Here is a 15,616-nt window from a genome sequence, read left to right as displayed (position 1 = left end):
CGCCCACTGAGGACGGCCCCACGCCCCAAGCGTGGCACCGGCACGACGTTCTCCACGTGCCCCCGAAGTTCCATTTGCCCGCTGCCGCATGCCTCCATATAATAACGATTCTCATTTCCACGGTATTCGTACCTCAGCAGGCCCGCCGCGGCAACAAGGAAAGGACAATGGCCGCCGACGCCGGTCCACATCAGGACATTCACGCGCTATACAGCAACCACCACCGCTGGCTGCTGGGTTGGCTGCACCGCAAGGTGGGCTGCTGGCACCGTTCGGCGGACCTGGCGCAGGACACGTTCATGCGCCTGCTGGCCCGCGAGGAATCGCCTTCCATCCTTGAGCCGCGCGCCTTTTTGACCACCGTCGCACAACGCGTGATGGCCAATCAGTGGCGCCGCGACAAGCTCGAACAAGCGTATCTGGAAGCACTGGCGCACCAGGCGCCGTCGCTGGTGCCCTCGGTCGAGGAACGCGCCATCCTGCTCGAAACGCTGCAGGAAATCGCCGAACTGCTGGATGGCCTGCCCGTGCCGGTGCAGCGCGCCTTCCTGATGGCGCAACTGGATGGCCTGAGCCAGTCCGACATCGCGGCTGCGCTGAGGATCTCCGTCACCACCGTCAAACGCTATCTGGTCCGCGCCGGCACGCAGTGCTATTTCGCGATGGCCGCGTCATGACCCGCGCAACCGCCTCGACCGTTGCCGTCAGGTCCGACGTGGCGCATGCCGCTGTGGAATGGCTGGTCACGCTGCAAGGCAGCGACGCCGATGACGCCACCCGTGCGGCGTGGCGCCGCTGGCTCGATCAGCATCCGGAACACGCCCGCGCATGGGCGCATATCGAAGCCGTCAATGCCCGGCTGGCGCGGCTGCGCGGCGTGGCATCGCCGCTGGCCAGCACCGTGGCCAGCGCCGCGCTGACGCCACCCCGGTCAGCCGGGCGCCGCCAGGCCGTGCGCGCGCTCGCCACGTTGTTCGTGGGCGGCGGGGTGGCGTGGATGACCCGCGAACACACGCCGCTGCAGGGATGGCTGGCCGATGCCGCCACCGCCGTGGGCGAGCAGCGCCGGCTCACGCTCGACGACGGCACGCACCTGCGGCTCAATACCGATACCGCCATCGACATCGCCTTTTCGGCAACCGAGCGCCGCGTGGTCCTGAAGCGTGGCGAAATCGAGATCGAAACTGCGCGCGATACCGCGCCCACGCCGCGCCCGTTCGTCGTCGCCACGCAAGCCGCCACGCTGCGGCCGCTGGGTACGCGCTTCGCGGTACGGCATCTCACCGATGCGGACTGGATTGGTGTGACCGAAGGCGCCGTATCGGTAAGCCCCGCCGAGACCGGGGCCGCCGAACGCATCGTCATGGCCGGCCAGGCCGCGCAGTTCACGGCACGGCGCGTGGAGGCACCCGCCCCGCTGTCCGACGCTGCCACCGCCTGGACCGACGGCATGCTGGTGGCGGCCGACATGCGGCTCGATGCGTTCCTGGCCGATGTCGACCGCTACCGCCCGGGCCATCTGCGCTGCGATCCGGCCGTCGCGGATTTGCGCGTGTCGGGCACGTTCCCCGTTGCCGACACAGACCGTATCCTCGACGCACTGCGCGGCATGCTGCCCGTGCGTATCCATTTCATGACGCGCTACTGGACCACGGTACTGCCGGCCTGATCGTCGTTCCCCGCGCCCTTACGCGGCCTCGCCGCTCCAGGCACGGATGATGTCCACCGCACCACCGTTCGCCTCGCAGACCGCCTGGCCGATCTCGCGGGCCCAGTATCGTTCCGACCCGTCGGCCACGCGCCAGGCGTGCAGCCGTCGCGTGTAAAGCTGCAGGTCGTATTCGGCGGTCACGCCGATGGCCCCGTGCACGGCGTGCGCCATCGACGTGACCGGCGCAACGGCTTCGCTGGCCCCGAGCTTGGCGATGGCCGCGTGCATGCGATGCGGGGTCGCCCCATCGCCGGAAAATGCGATCTGCGCGGCCATGCGGGTGGCCGCCACCTGCTCGGCCATCACGCTGATCTGGTGCTGGATCGCCTGGAACTTGCCCACGGGCCGGCCAAACTGCACGCGGTCGTTGGCGTACTGCAGGGTCAGATCGAACACACGGGCGATGGCCCCGGCCATCTGCGCGGCATGCAGTGCGGCGCCTATCGTGCGCAGCGTGCCCGACGGCAAGGCAAAGTCTGACGCCGGCGCGCCGGCGATGCTGACGGCGAGGTCGCCGTGCACCCCGGTCGGCGCCACATCGGCGGCGTCGCGCGGCAGTAGCCAGGCGCGGTCGGCCTGCTGCGCCAGGAACCAGCTTGCCGTGGCGCCATCGGCAATCAGGGTCCGCGCTTGCACGCCGAAACTGGCCAGTGCGACGGGGCCGTCCGGTATCGCGACGCCGGCCGCGTGCAGCAGCGCGCGCGCAAACATCGTCTGGCCCAGCGGCAGCGGGGTCGCGTACCGGCCGGTGACCCACAGCATCGGCAACAGGTTGCGCAGCGCGAGGCCGGCGTCGGGCAGCAGGCTGTCCGCGAAGCCGGTGGCATCGAGCTGCGTCCAGAGCGCAGATGCCGCGGACCCGGAACCCGCCTCGATGGCCCGCACCACGGCTGGCGTGCAGTGATCGCGCAGCACCGTTTCCAGCGCATTGGCGTAGATGTCGTCCATGCCCTCTCTCCGTGTCAGCGTAGTCCCAGGCCGCGCGCGATCATCCCGCGCAGGATCTCGCGCGTGCCGCCCCGCAGCGAATAGGTCGGCGAGATCTGGCTCACATAGGCCGCCGTGCGATACAGGTCGGCATCGGCGGCCAGGTCGGCATCGGCGCCCAATGCCGCCTCGGCCAGTGCGCCGATCGACTGTTCCAGCCCGGTGCCCAGGTCCTTGACCAGCGCGGCCTCGACCAGCGGGCTTTCGCCGGCTGCAAGCCTTGCGGTCACGGCCAGGGACATGGCGCGCAGCGTGGCCAGTTGCCCCATGATCCGCCCGACAGTCACCAGATCGCGCTGCACCGCCGGCTGCCGACGCAGGGCGGCCATCCATGCATCGAGCAGCACCACGCTCGAATACAGCCGTTCGGGCCCGCTGCGCTCGAAAGCCAGTTCCGCGTTGACCTGCTCCCAGCCGGCGCCCTCCTGCCCGACCAGCGCGTCGGCGGGCAACTGCACGTCTTCAAAGCTGACTTCCGAGAAATGCGCGTCGCCGGCCAGGTCGTGGATCGGCCGCACGGTCACGCCCGGCAGCGACAGGTCGACGATCACCTGCGACAACCCCTGCCGCCGGTCTCCGGTCTCGCCCGACGTCCGCACCAGCGCCAGCATGAAGTGGCAGCGGTCGGCATTGGTCGTCCAGATCTTGCGGCCGTTCAGGCGCCACCTGCCATCGGGCAGCGGCACCGCACGCGTGGCCACGCTGGCCAGGTCGGAGCCCGAATTGGGCTCGCTCATGCCGATGCAGAAGAACGCCTCGCCGCGGCAGATGCGCGGCAGGTAGAACGCCCGTTGTGCGTCGCTGCCGTAGCGCAGGATCAGCGGGCCGCTCTGACGGTCGGCAATCCAGTGCGCCGAAACCGGCGCGCCGCAGGCCAGCAGTTCCTCCACCAGCACAAAGCGCGAGAACGCGTCGAGACCGGCCCCGCCGTACTGCGCGGGCAGCGTGATACCGACCCATCCGCGCCGGGCCAGCGCGCGGCTGAAGCCGGCATCGAAACCCATCCACGAGCGTGCCCGTACATCGGGCGGCAGCGCGGGCAGGTGATCCCGCAGGAAGGCCTTCACTTCCTGCCGGAACGCGGCGGCGCCGGCAGGCAAGGCGGTCAGCGCGAACGTGCCAAACAACGGATGCAATGTCGACTCCTTTACCGATCCATTCGCCGGCTGCCGGTCAGTCCAGCGTGACGCCGGTGTCCTTGACCACCTTCTGCCAGCGGTCGATTTCCTGCGTCAGGTATTTCGCGTAGGCATCGGGGCTGGAGCCGCGCGCTTCGGCGCCCTGCGCGGCCAGGCTGGCGCGCACGTCGGCCGAGCCCAGCGCCTTCAGCGCGGCGGCGTTGAGCTTGCGCACGATGTCGGGTGGCGTTTTCGCCGGCACCATCATGCCCTGCCAGGCACCGACCTCGAACCCCTGCATGCCCGATTCCGCCAGCGTGGGCACATCCGGCAACTGCGCACTGCGCGCGGCGCTGGTCACGGCCAGCGCCTTCATGCGCTTGTCGCGGATAAACGGCAGCGACGAATTGATCGTATCGGTCATGAACTGCACCTGGCCGCTGGCCAGATCGGTCAGTGCGGGCGCGCTGCCCTTGTACGGCGCATGCACCGCGTCCAGTCCGTTGGCCTGCAGGAACAGGAACGCGGCCAGATGCGTGACATTGCCGTTTCCGGCCGATCCATACGTCATCTTGCCGGGATGCGACTTGAGCCACGCCACGAATTCAGGCACCGTGTTCGCCGGCACCTGCGCGTTGACTTCCAGCACCAACGGCACATTGGCCGTCATCGCCACGGGCAGCAGGTCGCGCTTCACGTCGTAAGGCAGCTTCTTGTACAGCGCCTGGCTCAGGGCAATCGACGACGTGTTGTACAGCACCGTGTAGCCATCGGCGGGCGCCTTGGCGACGATCTCGTTGCCGATATTGCCGTTGGCGCCCGGCCGGTTGTCGACCAGCACTTGCTGGCCCAGTTCGTCCGACATCTTGCGGGCGATCACGCGCGACACCAGGTCGGTGGGACCGCCGGGCGGGAACGGCACCACCAGCCGGATCGGCCGGTCGGGATAGGTGGCGGCCAGCACCGCGCCAGGCAGCGCGGCGACGGCCAGCGCGCACCCCGTCAGTGCCAGCAGCCATGCGCGGCGCGTGGAAATATTGAAGCAATGCCTGGCAATTCTGCTCTGTATGGGCATGGTTGTCTCCTCCGGTAAAAACCGTGTCCTGCCCCGCCCCGTCAGGAAGCGCAGCAGCGGGCGACCGGCGCAACCGGCGCGTCACGCCGTCACGCCGTGGGGCCGTCGGCCCGTGTCAGGCCTCGCGTCCGGCCAGCAGCCGCCGCGCGGTATAGGTCATGACCAGCGCCTGGCGCTGGTTGAACACCTCGATCAACGAATCCACCACGGCGCGGCCGCTCTTCGACGTCGGCCGCACGCCGGTCACGGTGATGCGCGCGTGGATCGTGTCGCCCACCAGTACCGGGCCGTGGATCTTCTGGGTCAGCTCCAGCATGGCCAGGCCCGTGCCCTGGATCATCGTCTGCAGGATGAAGCCCTCGATCAGCGCATAGGTCAGCGCGGCCGGCACGGGACGGCCCTTGATCGCGCCGGCCTCGTAGCCTTCCTCGATAAAAATGGCCTCCAGCATGCCGGTGACCGAGATGAAGTTGACCAGGTCGGTCTCGGTCACGGTGCGGCGGAAGGTTTCGAATACCTGCCCTTCCCGGATGTCCTGCCAGTAGAAGCCCTGTCCCAGGCGTTGCGGCTGTGCTGCGGTCATGTGGTCTCCGTGTCGTGTGTCGATGGGGGTGTTCGCGGCTCAATCGCCCAGCGCGGCAATCTCGGCGTCGCTCAGGCCCAGGCTGCCCAGCACCTCGCGCGTGTGCTCGCCCAGGCGCGGCGGTACGGCGGCATGCGCGCGCTCGCCGTCGAAGCGCACCGGCGCGCCCGGAAAGCGCAGCGTGCCCATGGCCGGGTCGTGCACCTGATCGAAGAAGCCCGTGGCCCGCAGGTGCGGGTCATCCACCAGCTCATCCAGGTCATTCACGCGGGCCACCGGAATCTGCAGCGTTTCGCACAGCGCCAGCCAGTCGTCGGTGCTGCGCTCGCGCACCAGTTCGCCGGTCATTTCGTAAAGCGTCTCGATATGGCGCGTGCGCGCCGCGATGTCGGTGAAGCGTGCATCGGCAGCCAGGTCGTCGCGGCCGGCGGCCCGGAAGAAGTCGCGCCAGTGGGCGTCGGTGTACGGCATCATGCAGACGTAGCCGTCGGCCGTCTGGTAAGGCCTGCGCAACGGCGCCAGCACGCGCGGATAGCCGGCCGTGGCCCGCGGCGGCTCGAAATGCTGACCGTACAGATGCTCGACCAGGTTGAACGCCACCATCGATTCGAACATCGGCACTTCGACCAGCCCGCCCTTGCCGCCGTTGCGCGCACGGCCGGCCAGCGCGGCGGAAATCGACAGCGCGGCCACCAGGCCGCTGGTCTTGTCCGCCGAGATGGTCGGGAAGTAGCGCACGGTGCCGGTCTGCGCGGCCATCAGCGCGGCATTGCCGCACAGCCCCTGGATGATGTCGTCGTAGGCCGGGCGGCCGCCATAGGGGCCATCCTCGGCAAATCCCAGCAGGCTCACGTAGACCAGTTGCGGATGGCGCGCCATGACGCTGGCCGGGTCCAGGTCCAGCTTGCCCAGCTTCTGCGGGCGCATGCTGTGCAGGAACACATCGGCCGTGGCCAGCAGCTTGTGCAGCGCCGCCTGCGCGGCCGGCTGCTTCAGGTTCAGCACCACGCTCTTCTTGCTGCGGTTCACGCCCAAAAAAATGGCGGACATGCCATCTTCGGTGGCCGGGCCGGTGCGGCGCGTGGAATCGCCGTCGGGCGTTTCCACCTTGATCACTTCGGCGCCCAGGTCGGCCAGCCACTGGCTGGCGTAGGGGCCCATCACGACTGTCGACAGGTCGATGACACGGATACCTGACAAGGGCAGCATCGCGGTGTCTCCTTATGGCTTTTATGGAACTGATGGGGGCCTAGCGTAGTCCAGTCGGACGCTTGCGTCTAATATTAGATATTTAGGAACTGATATCACCTGTATATCGCCCGTATATCGCCATGGACCTGCGCCAGCTTCAGCAGTTTGTCGTGCTTGCCGAGACCGGCAACTTCCACCGTGCCGCCGAGCGCCTGCATATGGCGCAGCCGCCGCTGTCCATCTCGATCCGCAAGCTGGAAGCGTCGCTAGGCACGCCGCTGTTCGTGCGCACCACCCGTGGCGTGCGCCTGACCCAGGCCGGCGAGGCCGCCCTGAACGATGCGCGGCGTGCGCTGTTCCATGCGGAGCAGGCCCGCGCCGCCGCCCAATCGGCCGCCCATGGCGAGCGCGGCGCGCTGCGCGTGGGATTTGTCGGATCGGCAACCTATGCGCTGCTGCCCCGGCTGATCCCGGCGTTTCGTGGCGAACACCCCGGCATCGAGCTGATCCTGCATGAATCAACGTCGGCGGCGATCCTGGACCGCATCGAGCGCGGCCAGCTCGACGCCGGCCTGGTGCGTTTTCCGATCCTGAGCAGCGGGCCGTTTCAGCTGCTGCCCCTGGAGTCCGATTCGTTCATGGCCGCCGTCCCCGCCGACAGCCGCTTCGCCAGCCAGGACAGCATCGCGCTGAAGGCGCTGGCCGACGAACCGTTCATCATGCATCCCAGCGCCGACGTGCCGAACCTGCAAGCCGTGGCGATGCTGCTATGCCAGCAGGCCGGCTTCGTGCCGCGCATCACGCAGGAAGCCGTGCAGGTGCAGACCATCGTCAGCCTGGTGGAAAGCGGATTGGGCGTGGCCCTGGTGCCGGGCGTGACCGCGCGCTACACCAACCGGCGCGTGCGCTTTCTGCGCCTGTCGAGCCCGCGCCCGACCAACCGCATCGGCATCGCACTGGCCACGCAGCAGGACACCGACGACCGGCATGTGCAACGGTTTGTGTCAGTGGCGCAAAGGATTGCGGAGGGAGAGCCATGGCAGGAGTCAGGCAGCGATTAGCGTTCCGCGCGGCCGTTGGCGATTGCTCATGGACTAATACTGATAAACCACCTGCATCCCCGCCGTCACCCCGGCGGTATTGAATGGCTCCGGCTTGTACACGGGCGTGCCCAGGAACACGTCATACGACACGCCGCCGAACCGTTGCGAGCCCACGCCGCCGCGCATGCCGATCACCGCGCCGGCCAGTTGTGTGCCCACCAGTGCCTGGGTCGATGGTCCGTACACGCGGCCATAATCGAGACCGACGTAAAGCGCCTGGCCGCTGGCTCCCAGGGGCGCCTGCAGTTCGTTGCGCCAATAGAATCCACGCTCGCCGGCAAGCTGGCTCTCGCCATCGAAACCCCGTACGGTATATCGGCTGCCAATCGTCAAGTCATCCACGTAATGCGGATCTTCAAGGCAACACCGGGTCATTCGGACCGGAGAACCTGCCTGTCGCGCGCTTTACCGTTTCAACCGGAAAAGTAAATCGAAACGGCGCGCAGGTTACTGGAGGGGACGAAGTACCGAAAGACCCTCTATTTGTGAACGTCCGTTCATTTTTGGTCACACGTTTATCACGGGTGCAACGGCGCGAGCGGGCGCGCCCGCCGGCCGAAGAAGCCGAAGAGACAGTTTCGAAAAATCGCCAGAATCCGTAGGTGAAAACGGCCGATCTGAGACTTCTTTACATCTGACTTCAGTGGCGTATCGACACAACGGAGTGCAATGATTTGGCGACAGGCGTACCAGGTTTGTGCTGAGGCAGAACGGGCCAATGCGAAGAAGAAAGACCTCCAACTGCGATGCTCCGCCGCTCCGCATTGATTCCGTGTGTATGCGGGAAAAATCGTCGAATTGCGATCCGCGACATCGCGTGGATTCGGAGAATTCCGATGTCGATGCGCGGTGCCGCGCGGGCCTGCGGGGCTTCTTTGCCGTCGCACGCTGCGCAACTTGTCGGGGGACAAGTGCCTGCGCAGCGAATCGCTGCACAATCCGGCCTCATTGCAATACCGCCTTGGGCAGCACGAGAATGTGGGACATTGACAAAGCAAAGCCGGACGCCGCACTTCCCGGCAGCGCACCGCGCCGCCCGCGTCTGGCGCGCTCCCTGCCGGTCCGCCCGCCGGACAGCCTGCATGCGCCCCTGCCCGTCCGACACATCAACACGACCCAACTGCGCCGCTTCGTCATGCTGATGCAGCACGAATCGGCCATCGCGGCGGAGCGCCACACCGGCATCCGCGCCGCCTGCATCCACTATGCGATCCGCCGGCTGGAGGATCGGCTCGGCACCACGCTGTTCTCGCGCGAGGCCGCGTCGATGCACCCCACGGCCGCCGCGCGCCGGCTCTATCCATGTGCCGTCCGGCTGCTGTCGATGTGGGACAGCCTCGTGGCGGAATCCACGGGTGCCGGCGACCCGCCCACCACGGGCGGCCCCGGCGCGGAGTGAACGCCCGGCAGGCCGACCGCCACGGCGCCATTCGGCAAACATCGTAGAATGGCCACTGGCTCGCAAACTGAGGCTCGACCCATGGCCGACCCCGACGGTCTGCATCACAAGACGTTCCTGCTGTTGCTGGCGATAGTCACCATCGCATTTTTCTGGATTCTTCTGCCCTTCTACGGCGCGGTGTTCTGGGGCGCGGTGCTGGCCATCATCTTTGCGCCGCTGCAGCGGCGGCTGGTGTCGGCGCTGCGCGGCCGCAACAACATCGCGGCGTTGCTGACGCTGCTGCTGGTGCTGCTGCTGGTGATCCTGCCGATGATCGTGATCACGATGTCGCTGATCCAGGAGGGCGTGAACCTCTACGACAACATCCGCTCCGGCCGGATCAACTTCGGCCACTACTTCCAGTCCGCCGCCGATGCGCTGCCGCCTTTCGTGCGCGACATGCTGGCGCGCGCCGACCTGGCCAGCATTTCCGACCTCAAGGACAAGCTCAGCGCCAGCGCGCTGTCCGCCAGCCAGATGCTGGCCACGCGCGCGCTGAGCATCGGCCAGAACACGGCGCAGTTCATGATCGGCTTCGGCATCATGCTGTACCTGCTGTTCTTCCTGCTGCGCGATGGCCCGCAGCTGTCGCGCCGGATACGGCTGGCCGTGCCGCTGAGCGCGGCCCACAAGCAGCACCTGATCCAGAAGTTCACCACGGTCGTGCGCGCGACGGTCAAGGGCAATATCGCCGTGGCGGCGGCGCAAGGTGTGCTGGGCGGTGGCATCTTCGCGGTGCTGGGCATCCAGGGGTCGCTGCTGTGGGGCGTGGTGATGGCCTTCCTGTCGCTGCTGCCAGCCGTGGGTGCGGGCCTGATCTGGGCGCCGGTGGCGGTCTACTTCCTGCTGACCGGCTCGGTGCTCAAGGGCTGCGTGCTGATCGGCTTTGGCCTGGTGGTCATCGGCCTGGTCGACAACGTGCTGCGCCCGATCCTGGTGGGCAAGGACACCCAGATGCCCGACTACGTGGTGCTGATCTCCACGCTGGGCGGCATGGCGCTGTTCGGGCTGAACGGCTTTGTGATCGGGCCGCTGATCGCCGCGCTGTTCATCGCCTGCTGGGACCTGAACAACGCCGAAGACCCGGCGGCTCACTGACGCCAATCGCGAAAGACGCCGTGGACCGACTGCAAGCAATGAAGACCTACGTGGCCGTCGTGGAATGCGGCGGCTTCACGCCCGCGGCGCGCAAGCTCGACGCGTCGCTGAGCGTGGTCAGTCGAATCGTGACCGACCTGGAAACGCATCTGGGCGTACGCCTGCTCACGCGCACCACGCGCGTGGTGCGCCCCACCCCCACCGGCACCGCCTACTACGAGAACTGCCGCCGCATCCTGGCCGAGATCGACGACGCCGAACTGGCCGCCGCCGGCGCGCACGAGGCGCCGCGCGGCCGGCTGTCGATCACCGCGTCGGTGCTGTTTGGCCGGCGCTTTGTCACGCCGGTGGTGGTCGAGTACCTGCGCCGCTATCCGGAGGTCGATGTCGATTGCATGTTCGTCGACCGCGTGGTGAATTTCATCGACGAGGGCATCGACGTTGGCGTTCGCATCGGCCCGCTGCCGAGTTCTTCGCTGCAGGCCATCCCGGTGGGCCACGTGCGGCGCGTGGTCTGTGCCGCGCCGGACTACCTGGCGCAACACGGCACACCGGCGTCGCCCGACGACCTGGCGCGCCATGCGGTGATCCAGACCACGGGCATCTCCACCGCGCCCGAATGGCGCTTCATGCGCAACGGCGAGCCGCTGCCCGTGCGGCTGACCCCACGCCTGGCCACCACCACCAACGATTCCGCGATTGCCGCCGCCGTGGCCGGTTTCGGCCTGACGCGCGTACTGTCTTACCAGATTGCCGACGAACTGCGCGACGGCAGGCTGCGGATCGTGCTGGAAGACTACGAGCCCGACCCGTTGCCGATCCACGTCATCCACCGCGAGGGCCGGCACGCCATGCACAAGGTGCGCGCGTTTATCGACCTGGCCGTGGCGCAACTGCGCGGCCAGGCCTCGCTGAACATTCCCGACAGCGCCCGAACCCGCTGATTCTTCTGGATTTCACAAGAGTCCCTTCGGGCTTCACCGGTTTTTCCCGCCCAGCCGGGTGTCTATAGTCGATCCGTACGCAGCGTTTGCGCCCGATACCACAATAATCGACCAAGGACATCCATCATGAAACTGTACGGCCACCCGCTTTCCGGACATTCGCACCGCGCCTGGCTCTTTCTGTCGCTGCTGGGCCAGCCTGCCGAGTGGATCGATGTGGACTTGCTGGCGCGCGCCCACAAGACGCCGGAATTCCTGGCCATGAACCCGTTCGGCCAGGTGCCCGTGCTGGTCGATGGCGATACGGTGATCAGCGATTCGAACGCGATCCTGGTCTACCTGAGCAAGAAGCTGGGCCGTACCGACTGGCTGCCCGAAGCCCCCGCCGAGGCCGCCGCTGTGCAACGCTGGCTGTCTGTGGCCGCGGGCGACATCGCATTTGGCCCCGCCCGCGCCCGCATCATCACTGTCTTCAAGGCCCCGTACGACAGCAAGGACGCGATCGAACGCGCACACGTGGTGCTCAAGCGCATGGACGACGCGCTGGCGGGCCGCGCCTGGCTTGCCGCCGATCATCCGACCATTGCCGACGTGGCGCTGTACAGCTACACGGCGCGCGCGCCCGAGGGCTTTGTCGACCTGAAGGACTACGCGAATGTGCGCCAGTGGCTGGCGCGCGTGGAAGCGTTGCCCGGCTTCATCCCGTTCCAGACCACGCCAGTCGGCCTGGCCGCCTGAACCCCGCCCGCGCTTCCCGCCGTTCCGGCATCCCGCATAACTTCAGGAGTCCGTCATGACCCCGCATCCGGTTCCGCACGTGGAAATCCTGCCCGGCACGCCCTGGCATACCGGCGAGCGCCAGCTGCAAGCCAGCATCGGCGCCGAGGAACGCCTGGCCGAAGTGGGCTCGCGCGTGGTGCGCGACTACATGCCGGACCAGCATCGCGACTTCTTCGCCATGTTGCCGTCGGTCGTGATTGGCACGGTGGCACCGGATGGGCGGCCCTGGGCAACGGTGCGCGGCGGTCAGCCGGGCTTCCTGCATTCGCCCGATCCGCGCCAGCTCGACGTGGCGATGGTGCGCGACGCCGCTGATCCGGCCGACGCGGGCATGGAGGACGGCAACGCCATCGGGCTGCTGGGCATCCAGCCGCATACCCGGCGCCGCAACCGGATGAACGGCACGATCCATCGCGATGCCACGACGGGCGCCCAGGGCTTTCAGGTGGCGGTGGGCCAGAGTTTCGGCAACTGCCCGCAGTACATCCAGAAGCGCGCGCCCGTGATGACCCGCGACCCGGCCACGCCGGCCAGCGAGCCGCCCGAGATGCTCGATGCGCTGGATGCCCGCGCGCGGACGCTGATCCGCCATGCCGATTCGTTTTTCGTGGCGACCTATGTGGACCTGCCCGGCGGGCTGCGCCAGGTGGATGTCTCGCATCGCGGCGGCAAGCCCGGCTTTGTGCGCGTCGATGACGATGGCACCCTGACGATTCCAGACTTCCAGGGCAACACGTTCTTCAACACGCTCGGCAACATGATGGTCAATCCGGTGGCCGGCCTGGTGTTCGTGAGCTATGCCACGGGCGACCTGCTGCAACTGAGCGGCCGCACCGAAGTCATCATCGATTCGCCAGAAATTGCCACCTTCGACGGTGCCCAACGGCTGTGGCGATTCACGCCCGAGCAGATCGTGCGGCGCGACCGCGCCCTGCCGCTGCGCTGGGACATCGATCCCGATGGCGCGTCGCCGCAGGCGCTGGCCACCGGCAGCTGGCGCTGAACAGGAAGTTTCAGGGAACGGCGGCAGCTGTGCCACAATCGCGCCAGTTTTTGGCCCGACCGGATGCCGCCCATGTCCCTGGAAGCCCTGCAGAACATCAATCCGCAATCGCTGCTCGATACCGCCATCAGCCTGGCCGCCGCCTTCATCCTGGGCGGCATGATCGGCTTTGAGCGACAGTACCGCCAACGCACGGCCGGCCTGCGCACCAATGTGCTGGTGGCGGTGGGCGCGGCCATCTTCGTCGACCTGGCCAACCATATCGCGGGGCATGACGGCGCGGTGCGCGTGATTGCGTACGTGGTCTCGGGCATCGGCTTCCTGGGCGCGGGCGTGATCATGCGCGAGGAAGGCAACGTGCGCGGGCTCAATACCGCCGCCACGCTGTGGTGCTCGGCGGCGGTGGGCGCCTGCGCCGGCGCCGACATGATTGCGGAAGCCGGGATTGCCGCGCTGTTCATCCTGGCCGCCAACACGCTGCTGCGCCCGGTGGTTGACCGGATCAACCGCCAGCCGCTGGACACCACGGCCGTGGAGGTCACGCACACCGTGCATGTGATCACGGCCCGCGACTACCAGAAAACGGCGATGCGCCTGCTGGAAGAGGCGCTGGAGGCGGCCCAGTATCCGACGCGCGACCTCGAAGTGCGCGCGTTCGGCGAACAGGATGTGGAAATCGAGGCGGCGCTGGCAGCCACATCGGTCGATGGCGATGTGCTCGACCAGATCGTGACCCGCCTGGGCGGCACCAGCGTGGTCAGCCAGGCGTTCTGGAGCGCGAGTACGACGGAGTAGGCGGCCGCTTGCCGGGCTGTTTGCTCCCGCTGCGGGAGACGGACAACACCGCCCGCCATTCAACCTCCGTCGGCTTGCTCCCCTATCCCGCAAGGCGGGAGAGGGGTTGGGGGAGAGGGCAACGGCGGCTCTGCTTGCCGACTTGTCGCAGATTGAACGGCCGACCCTCTCCCCCGCCCCTCTCCCGCAAGGCGGGAGAGGGAGAACACCGCACGCCATTCAACCTCCGTCGGCTTGCTCCCTCTCCCGCACTGCTGAAGAGGGAGACAACAATCAGTCCACGCTTGCCTCGCAGACAGCCCCCACCGCAAACTGCCCCAATATCCGCAGCGCCGTGATGTCCTCAGCGGTCCACGATTCCACGCCGGCCAGGTAGTTGAACGTGCCGATTACCCGCCCGCCGTGGCACAGCGGCACGTTGACCACGCCGTTCAGGCCCAGCGCGCGGATCGTGGCGATGTCGTCGAATACGGCGGCAAGCGCCGCGTCGCCTTCGCCCACGAAGACTTCGCCACGGTCCAGCAGCTGGCGTGTCCAGCCCGTATCGCCCTTGACCTTCTTGCCGCCGGGCGGATAGGCCACCGGGTCCGACGACCAGAGCCGGCGGATTTCGCGGCTTTCCACGTGCCAGGCGTTGATCGTCAGCAAACCCGGCCCGACGATATCGAGCGTGGCTGCGCCAACGGCGTCCATGACAGCCTGCGGCGTGGCGGCGGCGCGCAGGCGGTCGAACAGCGGATGCAGGTGCGTTTGCCAGTGGCCCAGCGTATCGACGCTTGCCATCGTCACTCTCCGTGGATGCCCAGGTCCTTGATCAGCTTGCCGTAGCGGTCGGCATCGCGGCGCAGGATCTTGGCAAACTCCTGCGGCGTCGAGGTGGCCGTTTCCACGCCGATCGCGTCCATCTTGGCCTTGACCTCTGGCAGCGACATCACGCGGTTGATTTCGGTGTTCAGCCTGGCCACCAGCGCGGGCGGCATGTTTTTCGGACCGAACGCGCCGTACCACACCGACAGTTCATACCCGGGGATGGTCTCGCCCACGGTCGGCACATTGGGCAGCAGCGGCGACCGCCTGGCCTCTGTCACCGCCAGCAGCTTGAGCTTGCCGGCCTTCACGTGGGGCAGCGTCTGCGTGCCGGCCGAGAACAGCAGCTGGGTCTGACCCGCCACGGTATCCACCACGGCCGGCGCACCGCCCTTGTACGGCACGTGCAGCATCTGGATGCCCGCCATCTTCTCGAACAGCACGGCGCTCAGGTGGTTGGTCGAGCCGGGCCCGGCGCTGGCGTAGGCCAGCTTGCCGGGATTGGCGCGGGCGTAGGCGACCAGTTCCTTGACGTTATTGGCCGGCACCGACGGATGCACGACCATCGTGTTGGTCACGTAGGCCAGCAGGCCCAGCGGCGTGAAATCCTCCACGCCCTTGAACGGCATGTTGGCCATCAGCGCCGGGTTCATGGCGTGCGTGCTCATCGAGCCGATCAGCAGCGTGTAGCCGTCGGGCTGGGCACGCGCCACCATCGCCGAGCCGATGTTGCCCGACGCACCGGGCTTGTTGTCGACGATCACCGGCTGGCCCAGCGACTTTGTCAGGTGCTCGGACAGCACGCGCGCCAGGATGTCGGTGGAACCGCCGGCGGCCCAGGGCACGATCAGCGTGACCGGCTTGGCGGGATAGGTGTCGGCGGCCCCGGCGTGGCCGGCGAACGACATGGCCAGCGCGGCGGCACCGCACAGCAGGCTTTTCAATACGGACCTCATGATGCAACTCCCCTTCTGTCTTCG

General features: G+C 67.5%; 16 protein-coding genes and 1 pseudogene. 9 read left to right on the top strand and 8 right to left on the bottom strand.

What is annotated here, in order from left to right; all coding sequences use genetic code 11:
* Nucleotides 1-167: 167 nt before the first annotated feature.
* Nucleotides 168-677, top strand: a complete 510-nt coding sequence (locus AC3G88_RS09620) for a sigma-70 family RNA polymerase sigma factor (protein WP_488772727.1) — start codon at nt 168-170, stop codon at nt 675-677.
* Nucleotides 674-1,669, top strand: coding sequence for a FecR domain-containing protein (locus AC3G88_RS09615; protein WP_488772728.1), 996 nt, complete (start codon nt 674-676; stop codon nt 1,667-1,669). Before AC3G88_RS09620 ends, AC3G88_RS09615 begins: the two co-directional genes overlap by 4 nt.
* Before the next feature lie 18 nt (nt 1,670-1,687).
* On the opposite strand, the gene AC3G88_RS09610 is transcribed toward AC3G88_RS09615, so the two are convergent.
* The 5 genes from AC3G88_RS09610 to AC3G88_RS09590 all read right to left on the bottom strand — a co-directional run bounded on the left by AC3G88_RS09610 (nt 1,688) and on the right by AC3G88_RS09590 (nt 6,683).
* A complete protein-coding gene (locus tag AC3G88_RS09610) occupies nt 1,688-2,659 on the bottom strand; it encodes an acyl-CoA dehydrogenase family protein (protein WP_488772729.1) in 972 nt (323 codons plus the stop codon).
* A gap of 14 nt (nt 2,660-2,673) precedes the next feature.
* Nucleotides 2,674-3,834, bottom strand: coding sequence for an acyl-CoA dehydrogenase family protein (locus AC3G88_RS09605; protein ID WP_488772730.1), 1,161 nt, complete (start codon nt 3,832-3,834; stop codon nt 2,674-2,676).
* A gap of 37 nt (nt 3,835-3,871) precedes the next feature.
* Nucleotides 3,872-4,891 carry a Bug family tripartite tricarboxylate transporter substrate binding protein gene (locus AC3G88_RS09600; protein ID WP_488772731.1) on the bottom strand — a complete coding sequence of 340 codons (1,020 nt, stop codon included), beginning with the start codon at nt 4,889-4,891 and terminating at the stop codon, nt 3,872-3,874.
* Between the two features lie 115 nt (nt 4,892-5,006).
* Nucleotides 5,007-5,474: a MaoC family dehydratase gene (locus tag AC3G88_RS09595; RefSeq protein ID WP_488772732.1), complete on the bottom strand. Its 468-nt coding sequence runs from the start codon at nt 5,472-5,474 to the stop codon at nt 5,007-5,009.
* Nucleotides 5,475-5,513: 39 nt separating this feature from the next.
* Nucleotides 5,514-6,683 carry a CaiB/BaiF CoA transferase family protein gene (locus tag AC3G88_RS09590; protein ID WP_488772733.1) on the bottom strand — a complete coding sequence of 390 codons (1,170 nt, stop codon included), beginning with the start codon at nt 6,681-6,683 and terminating at the stop codon, nt 5,514-5,516.
* 122 nt (nt 6,684-6,805) lie between these two features.
* Between AC3G88_RS09590 and AC3G88_RS09585 the strand changes: the two genes are divergently transcribed.
* Nucleotides 6,806-7,726 carry a LysR family transcriptional regulator gene (locus tag AC3G88_RS09585; RefSeq protein ID WP_488772734.1) on the top strand — a complete coding sequence of 307 codons (921 nt, stop codon included), beginning with the start codon at nt 6,806-6,808 and terminating at the stop codon, nt 7,724-7,726.
* A 33-nt stretch (nt 7,727-7,759) separates the two neighbouring features.
* On the opposite strand, the pseudogene AC3G88_RS09580 reads toward AC3G88_RS09585, so the two are convergent.
* Nucleotides 7,760-8,110: pseudogene (locus tag AC3G88_RS09580) on the bottom strand (ShlB/FhaC/HecB family hemolysin secretion/activation protein); the annotation flags it as partial.
* A gap of 634 nt (nt 8,111-8,744) precedes the next feature.
* On the opposite strand from AC3G88_RS09580, the gene AC3G88_RS09575 reads away from it, so the two are divergent.
* From AC3G88_RS09575 to AC3G88_RS09550, 6 genes are all read left to right on the top strand, one after another.
* Nucleotides 8,745-9,167: a LysR family transcriptional regulator gene (locus AC3G88_RS09575; protein ID WP_488772735.1), complete on the top strand. Its 423-nt coding sequence runs from the start codon at nt 8,745-8,747 to the stop codon at nt 9,165-9,167.
* An 81-nt stretch (nt 9,168-9,248) separates the two neighbouring features.
* A complete protein-coding gene (locus tag AC3G88_RS09570; RefSeq protein ID WP_488772736.1) occupies nt 9,249-10,307 on the top strand; it encodes an AI-2E family transporter in 1,059 nt (352 codons plus the stop codon).
* 20 nt (nt 10,308-10,327) lie between these two features.
* Complete coding sequence (locus AC3G88_RS09565; RefSeq protein ID WP_488772737.1) at nt 10,328-11,251, top strand: LysR family transcriptional regulator; 924 nt, start codon at nt 10,328-10,330, stop codon at nt 11,249-11,251.
* A gap of 126 nt (nt 11,252-11,377) precedes the next feature.
* On the top strand, nt 11,378-11,989 hold the full coding sequence (locus tag AC3G88_RS09560) for a glutathione S-transferase family protein (protein ID WP_488772738.1): 612 nt from the start codon (nt 11,378-11,380) through the stop codon (nt 11,987-11,989).
* 55 nt (nt 11,990-12,044) lie between these two features.
* Nucleotides 12,045-13,034 (top strand): flavin-nucleotide-binding protein, encoded by a 990-nt coding sequence (locus AC3G88_RS09555; protein WP_488772740.1) that lies wholly within the window; start codon nt 12,045-12,047, stop codon nt 13,032-13,034.
* A gap of 72 nt (nt 13,035-13,106) precedes the next feature.
* Nucleotides 13,107-13,829, top strand: a complete 723-nt coding sequence (locus AC3G88_RS09550; protein ID WP_488772741.1) for an MgtC/SapB family protein — start codon at nt 13,107-13,109, stop codon at nt 13,827-13,829.
* A 273-nt stretch (nt 13,830-14,102) separates the two neighbouring features.
* Here the strand turns inward: AC3G88_RS09550 and AC3G88_RS09545 are convergent, their stop codons facing one another.
* Together AC3G88_RS09545 and AC3G88_RS09540 are read right to left on the bottom strand one after the other, a co-directional pair.
* Nucleotides 14,103-14,612, bottom strand: coding sequence for a GAF domain-containing protein (locus AC3G88_RS09545; protein ID WP_488772742.1), 510 nt, complete (start codon nt 14,610-14,612; stop codon nt 14,103-14,105).
* 2 nt (nt 14,613-14,614) lie between these two features.
* The gene (locus tag AC3G88_RS09540) at nt 14,615-15,592 is read right to left on the bottom strand and encodes a Bug family tripartite tricarboxylate transporter substrate binding protein (RefSeq protein WP_488772743.1); all 978 of its coding nucleotides are present in this window, start codon (nt 15,590-15,592) and stop codon (nt 14,615-14,617) included.
* Between the last annotated feature and the right edge of the window lie 24 nt (nt 15,593-15,616).

Source organism: Cupriavidus sp. 86D6 (assembly GCF_057815095.1).
Note: the sequence above shows the minus strand (reverse complement) of the source record. Positions and strands in the feature narration are given on the sequence as shown.